The organism is uncultured Sphingomonas sp., assembly GCF_913774285.1.
GTDB lineage: Bacteria > Pseudomonadota > Alphaproteobacteria > Sphingomonadales > Sphingomonadaceae > Sphingomonas.
This window is the reverse complement of the sequence record NZ_CAJYHX010000026.1, coordinates 44,238-59,835: the sequence shown is the minus strand read 5'-3', so window position 1 is coordinate 59,835 and position 15,598 is coordinate 44,238. Positions and strand designations below refer to the sequence as shown.

The 15,598-nt window shown below is 68.6% G+C and carries 13 protein-coding genes; 9 read left to right on the top strand and 4 right to left on the bottom strand.

The window, feature by feature from the left end; all coding sequences use genetic code 11:
- Positions 1-3 precede the first annotated feature (3 nt).
- From QZ670_RS13235 to QZ670_RS13225, 3 genes are all read right to left on the bottom strand, one after another.
- The gene (locus tag QZ670_RS13235; protein ID WP_294256171.1) at positions 4-1,527 is read right to left on the bottom strand and encodes a fumarate hydratase; all 1,524 of its coding nucleotides are present in this window, start codon (positions 1,525-1,527) and stop codon (positions 4-6) included.
- A 71-nt stretch (positions 1,528-1,598) separates the two neighbouring features.
- Positions 1,599-2,348, bottom strand: coding sequence for an EAL domain-containing protein (locus QZ670_RS13230; protein WP_294256169.1), 750 nt, complete (start codon positions 2,346-2,348; stop codon positions 1,599-1,601).
- A 69-nt stretch (positions 2,349-2,417) separates the two neighbouring features.
- Positions 2,418-3,293: a LysR family transcriptional regulator gene (locus tag QZ670_RS13225; RefSeq protein ID WP_294256167.1), complete on the bottom strand. Its 876-nt coding sequence runs from the start codon at positions 3,291-3,293 to the stop codon at positions 2,418-2,420.
- A 102-nt stretch (positions 3,294-3,395) separates the two neighbouring features.
- Here QZ670_RS13225 and QZ670_RS13220 point away from each other — a divergent pair, with 102 nt between their 5' ends.
- From QZ670_RS13220 to QZ670_RS13180, 9 genes are all read left to right on the top strand, one after another.
- Positions 3,396-4,943: a proton-conducting transporter membrane subunit gene (locus QZ670_RS13220; RefSeq protein WP_294256442.1), complete on the top strand. Its 1,548-nt coding sequence runs from the start codon at positions 3,396-3,398 to the stop codon at positions 4,941-4,943.
- Positions 4,944-4,947: 4 nt separating this feature from the next.
- Positions 4,948-7,338 carry a DUF2309 domain-containing protein gene (locus QZ670_RS13215; RefSeq protein ID WP_294256166.1) on the top strand — a complete coding sequence of 797 codons (2,391 nt, stop codon included), beginning with the start codon at positions 4,948-4,950 and terminating at the stop codon, positions 7,336-7,338.
- Between the two features lie 2 nt (positions 7,339-7,340).
- On the top strand, positions 7,341-7,583 hold the full coding sequence (locus QZ670_RS13210) for a hypothetical protein (RefSeq protein WP_294256164.1): 243 nt from the start codon (positions 7,341-7,343) through the stop codon (positions 7,581-7,583).
- A 52-nt stretch (positions 7,584-7,635) separates the two neighbouring features.
- Positions 7,636-8,589, top strand: coding sequence for a hydrogen peroxide-inducible genes activator (locus QZ670_RS13205; protein WP_294256162.1), 954 nt, complete (start codon positions 7,636-7,638; stop codon positions 8,587-8,589).
- Between the two features lie 73 nt (positions 8,590-8,662).
- Positions 8,663-10,354, top strand: a complete 1,692-nt coding sequence (locus QZ670_RS13200) for an ABC transporter ATP-binding protein (protein ID WP_294256160.1) — start codon at positions 8,663-8,665, stop codon at positions 10,352-10,354.
- Positions 10,338-11,402 (top strand): HlyD family efflux transporter periplasmic adaptor subunit, encoded by a 1,065-nt coding sequence (locus QZ670_RS13195; RefSeq protein WP_294256158.1) that lies wholly within the window; start codon positions 10,338-10,340, stop codon positions 11,400-11,402. The genes QZ670_RS13200 and QZ670_RS13195 overlap by 17 nt, the downstream gene beginning before the upstream one ends.
- Complete coding sequence (locus QZ670_RS13190) at positions 11,399-12,784, top strand: TolC family protein (RefSeq protein ID WP_294256155.1); 1,386 nt, start codon at positions 11,399-11,401, stop codon at positions 12,782-12,784. Before QZ670_RS13195 ends, QZ670_RS13190 begins: the two co-directional genes overlap by 4 nt.
- A gap of 145 nt (positions 12,785-12,929) precedes the next feature.
- Complete coding sequence (locus QZ670_RS13185; protein WP_294256153.1) at positions 12,930-13,553, top strand: VacJ family lipoprotein; 624 nt, start codon at positions 12,930-12,932, stop codon at positions 13,551-13,553.
- A gap of 29 nt (positions 13,554-13,582) precedes the next feature.
- Positions 13,583-13,789: a hypothetical protein gene (locus QZ670_RS13180; RefSeq protein WP_294256151.1), complete on the top strand. Its 207-nt coding sequence runs from the start codon at positions 13,583-13,585 to the stop codon at positions 13,787-13,789.
- On the opposite strand, the gene QZ670_RS13175 is transcribed toward QZ670_RS13180, so the two are convergent.
- On the bottom strand, positions 13,779-15,563 hold the full coding sequence (locus QZ670_RS13175) for a thiamine pyrophosphate-requiring protein (RefSeq protein ID WP_294256147.1): 1,785 nt from the start codon (positions 15,561-15,563) through the stop codon (positions 13,779-13,781). The genes QZ670_RS13180 and QZ670_RS13175 overlap by 11 nt on opposite strands.
- Between the last annotated feature and the right edge of the window lie 35 nt (positions 15,564-15,598).

Here is a 15,598-nt window from a genome sequence, read left to right as displayed (position 1 = left end):
CCCTTACGCCTGTTGGAGCAGCCGCTCCTTGGCGATCTTCTCGCGCCACACCAGCGGGCCGGTGTGGTGGACGCTCTCGCCGGTGGCATCCACTGCGACGGTGACCGGCATGTCCTTCACGTCGAACTCGTAGATCGCTTCCATGCCGAGATCCTCGAAGCCGACGACGCGCGCGCCCTTGATCGCGCGGGCGACGAGATAGGCCGCACCGCCCACCGCCATCAGATAGGCGGCCTTGTGGTTGCGGATCGCCTCGATCGCCACCTGGCCGCGCTCGGCCTTGCCGACCATCGCGATCAGCCCGGTCTGCGCCAGCATCATCTCGGTGAACTTGTCCATGCGGGTCGCGGTGGTGGGGCCGGCGGGGCCGACCACCTCGTCGCGCACCGGATCGACCGGGCCGACATAATAGATCACCCGGCCCTTGAAATCGACCGGCAGTTCCTCGCCGCGCGACAGCATGTCCTGAATGCGCTTGTGCGCGGCGTCGCGGCCGGTGAGCATCTTGCCGTTAAGCAGCAGCCGGTCGCCCGGCTTCCAGCTCGCCACCACTTCCGGGGTCAGCGTGTCGAGATCGACGCGGATCGATTCCTTCGAGGGCGTCCATTCCACCTTGGGCCATTCGTCGAGGCTCGGCGGGTCGAGATAGACCGGGCCGCTGCCGTCGAGGCTGAAATGCGCGTGGCGGGTGGCGGCGCAGTTCGGGATCATCGCGATCGGCTTGGACGCAGCGTGCGTCGGATAATCGAGGATCTTCACGTCGAGGATCGTCGCCAGGCCGCCCAGGCCCTGCGCGCCGATACCGAGCGCGTTGACCTTGTCGAAAATCTCGATGCGGAGCCGCTCGATATCGTTCTGCGGGCCCCGCTGCTTGAGCTGGGCCATGTCGATATCACCCATCAGCGACTTCTTGGCGAGCGTCACGGCCTTTTCGGCGGTGCCGCCGATGCCGATGCCGAGCATGCCCGGCGGGCACCAGCCGGCGCCCATCTTCGGGACCATCTCCAGTACCCAGTCGACGATGGAATCGCTAGGGTTGAGCATCGCGAACTTGGACTTGTTCTCGGAGCCGCCGCCCTTGGCCGCCAGCTCGACATGGACATGGTCGCCGGGGACCATCTCGACGTTGAGCACGCAGGGCGTATTGTCCTTGGTGTTGACGCGGCTGAACGCCGGGTCGCGCAGGATCGAGGCGCGCAGGCGGTTTTCGGGGTGGAGATAGGCGCGGCGCACGCCTTCATCGACCACGTCCTGCAGCGAGCGCTCGCTGTCCAGCACGCACTTCTGGCCCCATTGGATGAACACGGTGACGATGCCGGTGTCCTGGCAGATTGGGCGATGCCCTTCCGCGCACATGCGGCTGTTGGTGAGGATCTGGGCGATGGCGTCCTTGGCGGCGGGGCCCTGCTCGGCCTCATAGGCGTCGCCCAGCGCGCGGATATAATCCATCGGGTGATAGTAGGAGATGTACTGGAGCGCGTCGGCGACGCTCTCGATCAGATCGGCTTCCTTGATGAGGACGGTCATGGATCCTGCCTGCAGAAAATGGGGCCCGGTGCGGGCGTCACCGTTTCTCTATAGGCCAAGTTGCGGCAGGACTAGGCCCTCGCGGTGATCCCGGGCAGCAGGCCCAGCGCAGGTCGGGCATACCAATACCCCTGGTGGTAGCGCACGCCGAGGTCGCGCAGCACGGCTGCCTCCTCTGCGGTCTCGATACCCTCGGCGATCAGCAGCGTCTCGAGTTCGTTGCACAGGCCCACCATGGCGCGCACGATCGCCCGGCGACGCGGGTCTATGTCGATGCCTCGAACCAGCACCATGTCGAGCTTCACTTCGTCGGGTGCGAAGCGGGCGAACAGGTCGAGACCCGAATGGCCGGCGCCGAAATCATCCACCGCGACCTTGAAGCCTATCTGCTTGTAGGAATCAATGATCGTCGCGACGTGATCGGGATCGGCGATCAGCTGGTTCTCGGTGAACTCGAAGATCAGGCGATCGAGCGGCATCGCCACGGCGCGCGCGGTCTGGAGCGTCAGCTGAATGCAGGCGACGGGCGAATAGACTGCGTTGGGCAAGAAGTTGATCGAGAGGCGGGCGTCGCTGTCCATCAGTCCGGCCGCCATGGCGGTTTCGATCGCCTTGACCCGGCACGCCTGATCGAAGGCATAGCGGTTGGCGTCGGTCACCTGCGACAGCACGCCATAGGCGCTCGAGCCATCGACGCCGCGTACCAGTGCCTCATAGGCGAAGGGCGTGCCGGTTTCGACATCGACGATCGGCTGAAATGCCATCGCGAACGGGATGTCGAAGTCGACCCCGTCCCGGCACCCCGTGCAGATTTTCCGCATTTCCATTCCCTTTTATAGGATGCCGGCACTAGCTTGGCGTCGAAATGGTCGCGGTAACAGCGTGTTAGCTCAGTTTCGCGCGGCGCGAAGCAGTTCGCTCACCAGCGGGTTGGGGAAGCGGCGCTCGAGCGTGACGGCGTAGAAGCTCTCGGTAACCTGCGGCAATTGATCGAATTCGACGAGGCTGCCGGCCGCCAGCTCGTCGCGCACCACGATCGGCGGCAGTACCGCCAGCCCGACGCCTTCGCGCGCCAGCAGACGCATCAGCGCCATATCGTCCACCTCGGCGGCGATCTGCGGGCGAACGCCCAGCGTCGCGGCGAGCGCATCGAAGGCGGCGCGGACGCTGCTCTCCAGCGTCGGCAGCACCAGCGGCTGGGTCGCGAGCAGGGCGGCGAGGCTGGTGTCCCCGGCGATGCCCGGCCGGCCGATCAGGCTCACCCGCTGCTCGGCGATCTTGTGCGCGAGATAGGGGGTGATCGCGTCGCGGGCCGGGGGGCGGTTGGCGAGCACCACGTCCAGTTGGAGCGCGGCGAGCGCCTGCATCAGTTCCGCCGCGCTGCCCGAGCGCAGGACGAGCTCGACATCGGCGCGGTGGAGCAGCGGCTGGACGAAGCCGATCTGGAAGTTGCGCGACAGCGTGGCCAGCGCGCCGATCCGAACCGCCTGGCGGGCGCGGCCGGTCTCGCGCAGCACGTCGAGCAGTTCGTCGCCGGTCGCGAAGATTGAGTCCGCATGGTCTAGCGCGATGCGGCCCGCTTCGGTGAGCACCAGCCGGCGACCTTCGCGCTCGAACAGGGCATGGCCCAGCCGCTCCTCCAGCTTGCGGATCTGGGTGGACAGCGCTGACTGGGATACCGCCATCCGTTCGGCGGTTCGGGTGAGGTTCCCGTCATGTGCCACCGCCCAGAAATAGCGGAGATGGTTGTAGTTCAGGTCGCGCATTCGTTCTTTTTAAAAGATCGTAATGCGCCAAACAATGAATTTTATCGGATCGTTCCGCAGGCCTAACGCTCGCCCGAGACAGACAGGAGGTCGGGTGTGAGCATGTGGTGGTTGGCGAATATGGGGCCGGGGCTCCTTGCCGCGGCGGCGGTCGCGGCGGGTGCAGGGCGGCAGTTTCGGCCGGGATGGACGCGGCAGGTTGTGCCACTGGCGGCGCTTGCCGCGTTGGCCGCGGCCCTCGGGCTGGCAGCCTGGACCGCATGGATCGGGCCGCGCACTCTTGCGCTTGCGGGCGCCGAGGCGCTGGTCGCGACCCGACTGGACGTGGTGAGCATGATCATGCTGGTGCTGGTCGCCTTTGTCGGCTGGGTGGTGGTGCGCTTCGCCGCGACCTATCTCGACGGCGAGGCCCGGCAGGGTCGCTTCCTGGCCTGGTTGGCGGTGACGCTGGCGAGCGTGATGCTGCTGGTGACCGCGGGCACGCTGCCGCAGCTGGTCTTCGCCTGGATCGCGACGGGGCAGGGGCTGCGCCACCTGCTGCTCTTCTACCCCGAACGCGCCGCGGCCCGCCGTGCCGCCCGCAAGAAGGCGCTGAGCACCGGGCTTGCCGACGTGCTGCTGATAGGTTCGGCGGTATTGCTGTGGAGGGCGGCCGGCACGACGGACATCGCCCAGCTGCTCGCGACCGCGCGCGCTGGCACCGCTCCCGAAGCCATGGCGCTCGCCGCCTTGGGGATCGGCGTCGCCGCGATGCTCAAGTCCGCCCAGTTCCCGCTGCACGGCTGGCTGACCGAAGTGATGGAAGCGCCTACGCCGGTTTCGGCACTGCTCCATGCGGGGGTAATCAATGCCGGCGGTTTTCTGCTGATCCGCCTCGCCGACGTGATGCTCGCCTCGCCGGCGGCGCTGGCGCTGCTCGCGGTGCTCGGCGGCTTCACCGCGCTGTTCGGCAGCCTCGTGCTGCCCACCCAGCCGGCGATCAAGACCCAGCTCGCCTGGTCGACCGTCGCCCAGATGGGCTTCATGGTGATGCAGTGCGGGCTGGGCCTGTTCTACCTCGCGCTGCTGCACATCGTCGCCCACTCGCTCTACAAGGCGCATGCCTTCCTGTCCTCGGGCGGCGCAGTCGAACGGATCGCGGCGGCGCGGCGGCTGGGCCCCGTCGCCAAGCCGGACGGCATGACGGTCGCGCTGGCGATGCTGGGCGCGGCGATCCTCTACGGCGCGCTCGCGATCGGCTTCGGCGCCTGGACCAAGCCGCCCCAGGCGGTGGCGCTCGGCGCGATCCTGGTGTTCGGCGTCGCCTATCTGATCGTGCAAGGCATGAGCCCCGCCGCGCCGCGACCGCTGCTCCAGCGCACCCTGGGCTTCGCGATCCTCGCCACGACCGCGTACTTCCTGCTGCACGCTGCGGCCGAGCGGCTGACCGCCGGCACGCTACCGTCGGTGCCGGCGCCGGGGCCGTTCCAGTGGGCGCTGCTCGCGGTCGCGCTGGTCGCGTTCGGCGGCATTGCGGTGGCGCAGGCGATGCTGCCGCTGTGGTGCGACCATCCCGCCGCGCAGCGCCTGCGCACGCATCTCTCCCACGGTTTCTATGTCAACGCGCTGCTCGATCGGGTGATCGGCGGCCGGCTTCTCGGAAAGGCTTGATCCCATGTATCGCAGTGCCGACCCGCAATCGCATGCACCGCAGCCCAGCTATGTCGGGCTGCTCCTCGAAGCCGCCGAACAGGCCGCGCGCGCCATCCCCCCGCTCTGGCCGCTGGCGACCAGCGTCGCGGTCAATCCCTTCCTCGGCCATACCGGCCGCAGCCTCGCCCAGGCCTCGGCCTGGCTGGCACGGAGCGGGGGCGCCCGGGCGACCATGCCGCGCGCGTGGTACCGCGCCCGGATCGCGGAAAGCGCGATCTACGAGAGCGACCTGTACGCTGCCTGGGCGGCAACGCCGCCAGCCGAGCGCCCTCCGGCCTTCGAGCGGATGCTGGTCGAGATCGGCGAGGACGCCGCTGAACCCGTAGCGCTGCCGACGCTTGCTGCACTGGCTGCAGTGTCCGGTGGAGTCGATTGGCCGTCGGTAGTCGGAGACCAGATCGGTGGCTGGGCGGGGAGCTATTTCGATGCTGGGCAGGCCTTGTGGGCGGCACCGCAGCGCCTGGGCGCCTATGCCGGCTGGCGGGCGCAGGCCGGTCTCGACCGTACGCCGGAGATCTTCGGCCTGACGGGTTTCCGCGCCTTCGTCGCTGCCGCGCCCGAAACCGCGAGCGACGCCATTGCGGTCAGCGCGGCGCGGCTGGGGCTGCGGGCGGATGCGGCGGCGCGCTATTTCGAGCGGCTGCTGATGGATATGGGTGGCTGGGCGCAGTTCGCCCGCTATCGTCGCTGGCAGGCCGAGCTGGCGGATGGCGCCGACGACACGCTGATCGATCTGCTCGCAGTGCGGCTGGTGTGGGAGGCCGCGCTGTGGGAACTCGGCGGCGCGCGGCTCCGTGCCCGCTGGGCCGAGGCGGTGCCGCACTATGAAGCGCCCGCTCGGCCGGGGCAGGACAGCTGCATCGACGCGATCCTCCAGCACGCGGCCGAACTGGCCGAGCAGCGCCGGCTCGCCGAACGGCTGCACGCGCCGGTCAACACCGCAGCGACGACGACGCCGATCGCACAGATGGCGTTCTGCATCGATGTCCGTTCGGAGCCGATCCGCGCCGCGATCGAGCGGGTGGCGCCGGGCATTCGGACCAAAGGCTTTGCCGGCTTCTTTGGCGTCGCCACCGCGCACCGGCCGCATGGTGCGTGCGCGGGGGAGGCGCGGCTGCCGGTGCTGCTGCGGCCGGGCCTGGCCAGCGACGATGGCGGCGACCCGCATCTGGAAGCGCTCGACCATGCCAATGCCCGCGGCGACAGAGCGTGGGGCCGGTTCAAGCAGGCAGCGGTCTCTTCCTTCGCCTTCGTGGAATCGGCGGGACTGGTCTATGCGGCGAAGTTGCTCAAGGGTGCGCTCCGCATCGGCAGCACGAAGGCGGCGAAGGGCAAGCCGCGCTTCCACCCGCCCTTGCCGCACCCCGACGCCGTCGATGCCGCGGAGCGGATCCTACGAGCCATGTCGCTGACCGGCGACTTTGCGCCGCTGCTGATCCTGGTGGGGCATGGCGCAGGCGTGACCAACAACCTCCACGCCAGTGCGCTCCAGTGTGGCGCGTGCGGCGGCCATGCCGGGGACGTGAATGCGCGGCTGCTCGCGGGACTGCTCAACGATCCGGTCGTCCGCGGCGGACTGGCGACACGCGGCATCGTGATCCCTGCCGAAACGGTGGCGATCGGCGGTCTGCACGATACCACCAGCGACCGTATCCGGCTATTTGCCGAGGATGCCGATGTGCCCGCGCTGTTGCTCGCCGAGGTAGAGCAGGCGCTGGGCCGCGCCTCGATGGAGGCGGCGATCGCCCGTGCGGCCAACCTGCCGCGGGCGGAAGGCGCCGCGCAGATCGCCGCGCGTGGTCGCGACTGGGCGGAGGTGCGGCCTGAATGGGGCTTGGCCGGCTGCAGCGCCTTCATCGCTGCGCCGCGCGGGCGGACGGCGGGGCGCGCTCTCGGCGGGCGGGCGTTCCTCCATGACTATGACTGGCGGGCCGATGCCGATCTTTCGGTGCTCGAACTGATCCTCACCGCGCCGGTGGTGGTGGCGAGCTGGATCAGCCTGCAATATTATGGCTCCAGCGTCGCGCCGGCGGTGTTCGGCGCAGGCAACAAGTTGCTCCACAATGCCGTGGGCGGGATCGGCGTTCTCGAAGGCAATGGCGGGACGCTGCGCGGCGGGCTGCCCTGGCAGTCGGTCCACGACGGCGAGAAGCTGGTGCACGATCCATTGCGGCTGACGGTGGTCGTCGAGGCGCCGACGGACGCGATCGGCGACGTGCTTGCCCGGCACGACGGGGTACGCGCGCTGTTCGACAATCACTGGCTGCACCTGCTGGCGATCGACGAGAGCGGCAGGATCGCGTGGCGCTACGCCGGTGGCTTGAACTGGAAACCCTTCGCGCAGGAGGCCTGAAGATGCGGATCGAGATCGCACCGCCCCGGCGCGCGGCGGAGCCCGAAGTGGAGATCGCCGCCATCGACCGCCGCATCGCCTGGGTGCTGGCGCACCCAGGCACCAGCCCCTGGCTGCGAGCGGCGCTGGCGGCGTCCCTGGACGAGGATCCGGTAACGGTCGCCAACGACGTCGAGATGCTGCGCCACTTGCTGCTGCCGCGCAGCACGGCGCATGCCGTTCTTGCCGCTGCGACGCCAAGGTGACGGGAAAGACCGTAGGCGAACGGGCAAGAATTGTGCTTCACTGCGAAGCTGTATGGACCTGAAGGCAGCCTCCGGTTTCGAACAGCAGATCAGCCTGCGCCAGCTCCGCTATGTGGTCGCGCTGGGCAGCGAGGCGAGCTTCACCCGCGCCGCCGTGGCATGCGGGGTGAGCCAGCCGTCGCTGTCGCAGGCGATCCGCCAGCTGGAGGAGGCGCTGGGGGCGCCGTTGGTCGAGCGGGGTGCGCGCGCATTCCTTACCCCGCTCGGCCGCGAAGTGGCGGAGCGGGCCCGCCGCATCCTGCTGGAGGTGCGCGATCTCGGCGAATTGGTGGGGGCGGGGGCCGGGGCCGGGGACGCGGCGCTGCTCGGCACGATCCGGCTCGGCGTGACGCCCACCATCGGGGCCTATCTGCTGCCGCGACTCGTCGCGCGGCTGCACCAGCAATTCCACGACCTGCGCGTGCACGTGCGCGAGAATCCGCCGGCCGCATTGGTGGAAGGGCTGGCGGCCGGCACCCATGACGTGATCCTCGCCCAGCTGCCGCTGCAGGCGCCCGGCGCGCAGGTCGAGCGACTGTTCCGCGAGCCGCTGCACCTCGCGATGGCCGCCGATCACCCACTGGCTTCGCGCGACATGATCGGCCGCGAGGATCTGGCGGGGCAGGACCTGCTGACCCTCCAGCGCGGCTATCGCCTGGCCGAACAGACCATCGCGATCGCCGAAGAAGCGGGTGCGCGGGTACGCGAGGAATATGAAGGCACCAGCCTCGATGCGATCCGCCAGATGGCGGGCATGGGCATGGGGCTGGCGGTGTTGCCCGAACTTTATGTGCGGCAGGAGATCCGCACCGGGGACGATGTAGTGGCGCGGCCGTTCCGCGGCGGGCGGCACTATCGCGAGATGGGGCTGCTGTGGCGCAGCGGGGTGGCGCGCGCCGCAGCCTATAAGAGACTGGCGCAGGAGCTTGTCGCCTGCGTCGAGGACATAGGTATTTCCTATCGATGATATAGTCGTGCTGCCATTGTGCTTATGGCGAGCGGCGCACACGTCATCGACCCGGAAGGGAGAAGGTGGAGCGATGGCGAAACAGAAGATCGGCTGGGCGCAGGTGCGCGGCTGGCTGAGCGAGGTGATCGGCCCCGATGGCGGCTATCTGCGGCTGGCGATGGTATATGGCATTGCCATCAGCCTGCTCTCGCTGGCCACGCCGATCTCGGTGCAGCTGCTGATCAACAGCGTTGCCAAGATCGCGCTGCCCGCGCCGCTGATCACGCTTTCCGCGCTGCTGTTCACGCTGCTGCTGATCGTGGTGATCCTCGCAGCGCTGCGCGTCCACATCATGGCGCTGTTCGAGCGGCGGCTGTTCGCGCGGACCATGGCGGAAATCACCATCCGCGCGGTGCATGCCCGCAACCCCTTCTTCGCCGATGCCCGCCGCGTCGACCTGTTCAATCGCTATTTCGACCTCATGACGGTGCAGAAGAGCGTGCCCAGCCTAGTCATCGGCGGCTTCACCATCCTGCTGCAATCGGTGGTCGGGCTGGTGGTCACCAGCTTCTACCATCCGTTTTTCCTCGGCTTCAATGTGATCCTGATCGCGCTGGTATGGCTGATCTGGCAGCTCTGGTCGCCGGGCGCGATCCGTTCGGCGGTGGCGCTCAGCCATGCCAAGCATGATGCCGCGCGCTGGCTGGAGGGGCTGGGCACCTCCAACGGCTTCTACAAGTCCAGCCGGCACCTCGACTTCGCGATGGACGGGTCGGAATCCATGACCGCCGCCTATGTCGCCGCGCATCGCCGCCACTTCCGCTTCAGCTTCACCCAGACCTGCGCCTATCTGCTGCTCTATGCCACCGCGAGCGCCGCGCTGCTGGCGATGGGCGGCTGGCTGATCCTGCAGGGGCAGCTGTCGATCGGCCAGCTCGTCGCCGCCGAGCTGATCTTGTCCGGCGTCTTCTACGGCCTCGGCCAGCTCGGCACCTATCTCGACGCCTTCTACGACATGGTCGCCGCGGCCGAGGAAGTGTCGCTGCTCTACGCGATCCCGCACGAGACCCACAGCCGTAGCAGCGAAGCGCCCGGCAACGGCGAGGTTCGGCTGCGCGAGGTGCACGCCGGCGACGCCAGCATCGACATGACCATCCCCGCGGCCGCGCAGCTGGTGGTGGTGGGTGCCCCGACGATGGACAGCCGCCTGGCCATGCTGCTCAAGCGTAATCTCCAGCCCGACCGCGGCCTGGTGATGGTGGGAGGCGTCGATCTCGAGGCGCTCGACGTCTATCGGCTTCGCTCGGACGTGATCGTGCTCGATCGGCCGACGATCGTCGAGATTAGCATCCGCGATTATCTGGGTCTGGCCGGCGCCGGCATCCCGGCGGGGAAGGTGCTGGACGCGCTGGCATTGGTCGGGCTCGACGCGCGGATCGGGCAGTTGCCGGAAGGCATGGAGACGCCGCTCGCCGCCTCGGGCTATCCGCTGTCGATCGGTGAGCTGATGGCGCTCAAGCTGGCCAATGCGCTGCTGGCGCGGCCGAAAGTGCTGCTGCTCGGGCCGCTGTACGACCTGATGCCGCCGCAGCGGCTGACGGCCGCGCTCGATGCGCTCCGCGAGGCGGGAACCACCGTGCTCCTCTTCACCGGCCGACCCGAGGCGATCCGCCGCGACGGCTATCTGTGGCTGGGCAAGAACACCCAGGCGCGTTTCGACACGCTCGACCAGCTCCGTGCCACCCTCGACGCGCAGGAGGCAGGCAATGCCCTTCAGGCCTGACCATATCGGCCATTTCCCGACGCTCGCCACCATGCGCCCGCCGCGCATCGCCCGCGCGATCGCGTGGATGATCGTCATCGCCGTGGCGCTGATCGGCGTGACCATGGTGTACGTCCCCTGGGTGCAGACCGCGCCGGGCCGGGGGCAGGTGGTCGCCCTCGATCCGCACGACCGGGTGCAGTCGGTCACCGCGCTGGTGCCGGGCCGGGTCGAGCGCTGGTTCGTCACCGACGGACAGGCGGTGAAGAAGGGCGATCCGATCGCCAAGATCTCGGACAACGACCCCGCCTTGCTCGACCGCCTCGCCGCCGAGCGCGACCAGGTGCTGGCGGAGATTTCCTCGATCGAAAGCGCTCGCGCGGTCGCCTCGATCGACGTGAACCGCGCCCGCACCTTGTTCAACGAAGGGCTCGCGGCACGCCGCGACTATGAACAGGCGCAGATCCGCGTCGCCGATCAGGGCGCCAAGCTCGCGGAATCGCGCGCCAAACTGAACCGGATCGAGGTGTCGCTCAACCGCCAGGCGGTGCAGATCGTGCGCGCCCCGCGCGACGGCCGCATCCAGACGCTCAACGCTGCCGCGGGCGCGACATTGGTCAGCGCCGGCACCGAGCTGGCGACGCTGGCGCCCGAGGGCAGCACCGAACGTGTCGTTGAGCTGATGGTCGACGGGCGCGACATTGCGCTGGTCCGCCCGGGCCGCCGCGTGCGGCTGGAATTCGAGGGCTGGCCCGCGATCCAGCTCAGCGGCTGGCCGTCCATGGCCTGGGGACTGTTCGACGGGCGGGTGCGCTCGGTGGATCCCTCGGCCATGCCTGATGGCCTGTTCCGCGTGCTGATCGAGCCGATGCCGGGCACGCTCGCCTGGCCGGGCGACCGTTTCGTCCGCCTCGGCGCCAAGGTGCGCGGCTGGGTGCAGGGCGAGACCGTGCCCGTCGGCTACGAACTCTGGCGCCAGCTCAACGACTTCCCGCTCGAATTCGGCGCTGCGTCCGACAAGTCGGGCGAGGAGAAGAGCATGGACGTCTACAAGAAGAAAAAGAAATGATCCGGCTGCTGATCGCTCTCTGTGCCCTGGCACTCGCGGTGCCCGCCGCGGCGCAGGGGCCGCTCACCCTCGACCAGGTGCTGCGCTCCTCGGCGCAGAACGCGCCGCAGATCATCGAGGCGCTGGCCAAGCAGCGTCAGGCCGAGGGCAAGGCGCTGAGCGCCGAGGGCGCCTTCGACGTGGTGTTCGACGTCGATGCGCAGACGCGCGCCTTCGGCTATTATGACGGGTCGGTGGTAGAGGCGAAGGCCAGCCGCGCGCTCGATAACAATGGCGGCGGGCTCTATGCCGGCTATCGCCTCTCCAGGGGCAAGTTCCCGGTCTATGAGGACAAAGCCTATACCAATCAGCTCGGCGAGTTTAAAGTCGGCGCGGTGTTCTCGCTGCTGCGCGACCGGGTGACCGACGAGCGGCGCACCAAGCTGCGGCTCGCGGATCAGGATGTCGACGTCGCCCGGCTGGAGCGGGAAATGGTCGCGATCGGCGTGCAGCGCCGCGCAATGGGCGCCTACCAGGCCTGGGCGATCGCCGGGCTGCGGCTCAAGGCATATCGCGACCTGCTGGCGCTGTCCGAGAAGCGGCGCTCGCAGCTGGCGCGGCAGGTGCAGCTGGGCGCGCGGCCGCAGATCCTGATCACCGAGAACGACCAGAATCTCGCCCGCAGGCGTTCGCTGGTCGCGCAGGCGGAGCAGAAGCTGGCGGAAACGGCCAACGCGCTGTCCTTCTTCTGGCGCGATGCGAACGGCATACCGCTGGTACCCGCGACCGAGCAGCTGCCCGATGCGCTGCCCGAACTGGCGATCGCGCCGCGCAAGGCCGGGCCGGTCCTGCGGCCAGACTTGAAGACGGTACTGGTGCGGATCGACCAGTCGCTTGCCCGGCTGAACCTTGCCGAGAACGACCTGAAGCCGCGGCTGGATGCCCGGGCGGAACTGGGCAAGGACGTCGGCGCGATCGGCCTGGGCGGCCCTTCGCGCACGCCCGCCGAAGCGATCGTCGGCGTCAAATTCTCGGTGCCGCTCGAACGGCGCAGCGCCCGCGGCCGCATCGCCGAGGCCAAGGCCGAGATCGACGGGCTGCGTACCCGGCACCGCATGCTCGAGGAGCAGATCGCAATCGAAGTGAAGGGTATCGCGATCGGCATCGAGGGTGCCGACAAGGTCGCCGATCTCGCTGCGCAGGAGGCAGATCTGGCGGGCAAGATGGCGGTAGCCGAGCAGCGTCGCTTCGACATGGGCGCCAGCGACTTCTTCCTGATCAACCAGCGCGAGGAAAGCGCGACCGACGCGCGCCTTCGCGCGCTCGATGCTCGCTACCAGGCACTGGTGGCGCGGGCCGATCTCGCCGCCGCGACGGCCGATCGGAGCGTCCTGGGGATGTAACGTCCGGACACTTGTCCGGCGCCGGAAGGTGCGGTTTCGTTACGGCGGCGACGTCTTGTTGCCGTATCGTTACCGAGAGTGCCCCTTTGCCGAACTGCCGCGCGACCGATCCCATTCTGGTTCTTCCTTCGCAGGCGACGTTCCGATGATCCCGGCGTCGCTTCTTCTGCCACCGGCGGCGCCTGCCTTGGTCGCGGCGATCGCCGGCCAGCAGGCGCAGCAGAGCGGGACGGCCGCTGCTGCCGCCGTCACCCAGGGGGCATCCGCGGCGCCATCGAGCGGGGACGCCGCGGACGAGCCGGAAATCCTCGTCTCCGTGCGGGCGGGCAGGGCGCCGGACGATCCGTTCGAGAGGGTCAACGCGCTCTCCTTTTCTGTGACCAACCAAATCGATGACGCGCTGACCGCACCGGCGGCACGGACCTATGCGCATGTGGTGCCGAAGCCCGTGCGATCGGGTCTGCGCAACGTCTTCCGCAACCTGCGCGAGCCGGTGGTGTTCGCGAACTATCTGCTCCAGCTGAAGCCGGGCAAGGCGGCCGAGACCGCCGGCCGCTTCGCGATCAACACGACGCTTGGGCTTGGCGGTACGATCGACATGGCCAAGCGGTGCCCGTTCAACCTGCCGCTGCGGGTGAACGGTTTTTCGGACACGCTGGGCTATTATGGCGTGAAGCCGGGGCCGTTCCTGTTCGTCCCCATTGCCGGGCCCACGACCGTGCGCGACGTGGCGGGCGGCCTGGTCGACTTTTCGCCTCGCCCTACATGATCGGCGGGCCCTCTCGCTCGCGATCCTATGTGGTCGGAGCCGCTGCCGTTCGCATCCTTGATCGCGGGGACCAGAAGGAGGAGATGCTGCGCGCCGTCCGCGAGCACGACGATCCCTATGCTGCCCGCCGCGCGCTGTATCTCGAACGGCAGCGCGAGCGGGTGGCGGCGCTCCACGGCGAGGGGCCGCCGGCGCCCCTTCCGCATCGCTGCCGACGCAGGGAGGTCAGCCGGTAACTTCCTTGGCGATCTGCCGCACCGTTTCCTTGATCACCCCGCCGCGCCCGGCATCGCCCTTGAGCATCGAGGAGATGAAGCCCTTGGCCTGCGCGAAGGTGAGGTGCGGGGGGAAGGGGGCGACGTCGGGATCGGTCTTCACCTCCAGCACCACCGGGCGGCCGGCGCGCAGTGCCGCGTCCCAGGCGTCGCCCAGTGCCTCGGGGGTGTCGACATGGATGCCCTGCAGACCGATCAGCTCGGCGAAGCGGGCATAGGGCACGTCCGGAATGTCCTGCGTGGTCGGGAAGCGGGGATTGCCCTCCATTACTCGCTGCTCCCAGGTGACCTCGTTGAGGTCCTCGTTGTTGAACACGCAGACGATGAAGCGCGGATCGGCCCAGCGCTGCCAATATTTGGCGACGGTGATCAGCTCGGCCATGTTGTTCATCTGCATCGCGCCATCGCCGACCAGCGCCACTACCGGTCGATCGGGATGGGCGAACTTGGCGCCGATCGCATAGGGCACCGCCGCGCCCATCGAGGCGAGCCCGCCCGACAGCGAAGCGCGCTGCCCCGCCTTCACGCGATAGTCGCGCGCATACCAGTTGGCGCAGGAGCCGGAATCGGAGGTGACGATCGCATTCGAGGGCAGCCGCGGCGACATTTCCCAGACGACCCGCTGCGGATTGACCGGGTTCGCCTCGGCCATGGCGCGCTCCTCAATCGTTTTCCACCATTTGGTGACTTCGTGAGCGATGCCTTCCTGCCAGCTGCGGTCTTCCTTGCGCTTGAGCAGCGGGAGCAGCGCCTTTAGCGTCTCGAGTGCGCCGCCGTGCAGGTTGCATTCCACCGGGTAGCGCAGGCCAAGCATCCCCGGATCGATGTCGATCTGCACCGCGCGGGCCTGGCCTTCCTTGGGCAGGAATTCGGCCCAGGGGAAACCGGTGCCGATCATCAGCAGCGTGTCGCAGCCCGTCATCATGTCCGACGAAGGCTTGGTGCCGAGCAGGCCTATCGCGCCGGTGACGAAGGGCAGGTCGTCGGCCAGCACGTCCTTGCCGAGCAGCGCCTTGGCCACACCCGCGCCGAGCTGCTCGGCGATCTCGATTACCTCCGCCTCGGCGCCGCGCGCGCCCGCACCGATGAGGATCGCGACCTTCTGCCCGGCATCGAGGATCTCCGCCGCCTGCGCCAGCGCGCTGGCTGGCGGCACGATCTGCGGGCGGACATAGCCGGGGCCGGAGCGGGTGAAGCCGTGCTGGAGCGGCGGATCCTGATAGGGCTCGTCCTGCACGTCCTTGGGCAGCACGATCGCAGTCACGTCGCGGTTGGCCGTCGCGATGCGGATCGCGCGATCGGTGACGTGGCGCAGCTGGGCGGGCGCGGAGACCTCCTGCACATAGCCGCACACGTCGGCGAACAGCCGATCGAGGTTGAGCTCCTGCTGGTAGTTGGCGCCGCGCACGGTCGTCTCGGCCTGGCCGGCGATCGCGAGCAGCGGGACATGGTCGAGCTTGGCATCGTACATGCCGGTGATCAGGTGGGTCGCGCCCGGTCCGCCGGTGGAGAGGCACACGCCTAGTTCGCCGGTGAACTTGGCATGGGCGGAAGCCATGAACGCGGCCATTTCCTCGTGCCGCACCTGGATGAACTCGATGCCGTCACCCTCGGCTTCCGCCCGTTGCAGGGCGCCAAGCACGCCGTTGATGCCGTCGCCCGAATAGCCATAGATCCGCGTCACGCCCCAGGCCTTGAGCCGCTCCACGAAAAAGTCGCTGGTCCGCTTCGCCATCTGCCGTCTCCTGAAGTTTTCGGGGTAACTGATGG

Coding starts and splice junctions, on each gene's coding strand:
- QZ670_RS13190 (WP_294256155.1), top strand. CDS start 11,399: ATGATCCGGCTGCTGATCGCTCTCTGTGCCCTGGCACTCGCGGTGCCC.
- QZ670_RS13175 (WP_294256147.1), bottom strand. CDS start 15,563: ATGGCGAAGCGGACCAGCGACTTTTTCGTGGAGCGGCTCAAGGCCTGG.
- QZ670_RS13195 (WP_294256158.1), top strand. CDS start 10,338: ATGCCCTTCAGGCCTGACCATATCGGCCATTTCCCGACGCTCGCCACC.
- QZ670_RS13225 (WP_294256167.1), bottom strand. CDS start 3,293: ATGCGCGACCTGAACTACAACCATCTCCGCTATTTCTGGGCGGTGGCA.
- QZ670_RS13200 (WP_294256160.1), top strand. CDS start 8,663: ATGGCGAAACAGAAGATCGGCTGGGCGCAGGTGCGCGGCTGGCTGAGC.
- QZ670_RS13220 (WP_294256442.1), top strand. CDS start 3,396: ATGTGGTGGTTGGCGAATATGGGGCCGGGGCTCCTTGCCGCGGCGGCG.
- QZ670_RS13205 (WP_294256162.1), top strand. CDS start 7,636: ATGGACCTGAAGGCAGCCTCCGGTTTCGAACAGCAGATCAGCCTGCGC.
- QZ670_RS13185 (WP_294256153.1), top strand. CDS start 12,930: ATGATCCCGGCGTCGCTTCTTCTGCCACCGGCGGCGCCTGCCTTGGTC.
- QZ670_RS13210 (WP_294256164.1), top strand. CDS start 7,341: ATGCGGATCGAGATCGCACCGCCCCGGCGCGCGGCGGAGCCCGAAGTG.
- QZ670_RS13235 (WP_294256171.1), bottom strand. CDS start 1,527: ATGACCGTCCTCATCAAGGAAGCCGATCTGATCGAGAGCGTCGCCGAC.
- QZ670_RS13230 (WP_294256169.1), bottom strand. CDS start 2,348: ATGCGGAAAATCTGCACGGGGTGCCGGGACGGGGTCGACTTCGACATC.
- QZ670_RS13215 (WP_294256166.1), top strand. CDS start 4,948: ATGTATCGCAGTGCCGACCCGCAATCGCATGCACCGCAGCCCAGCTAT.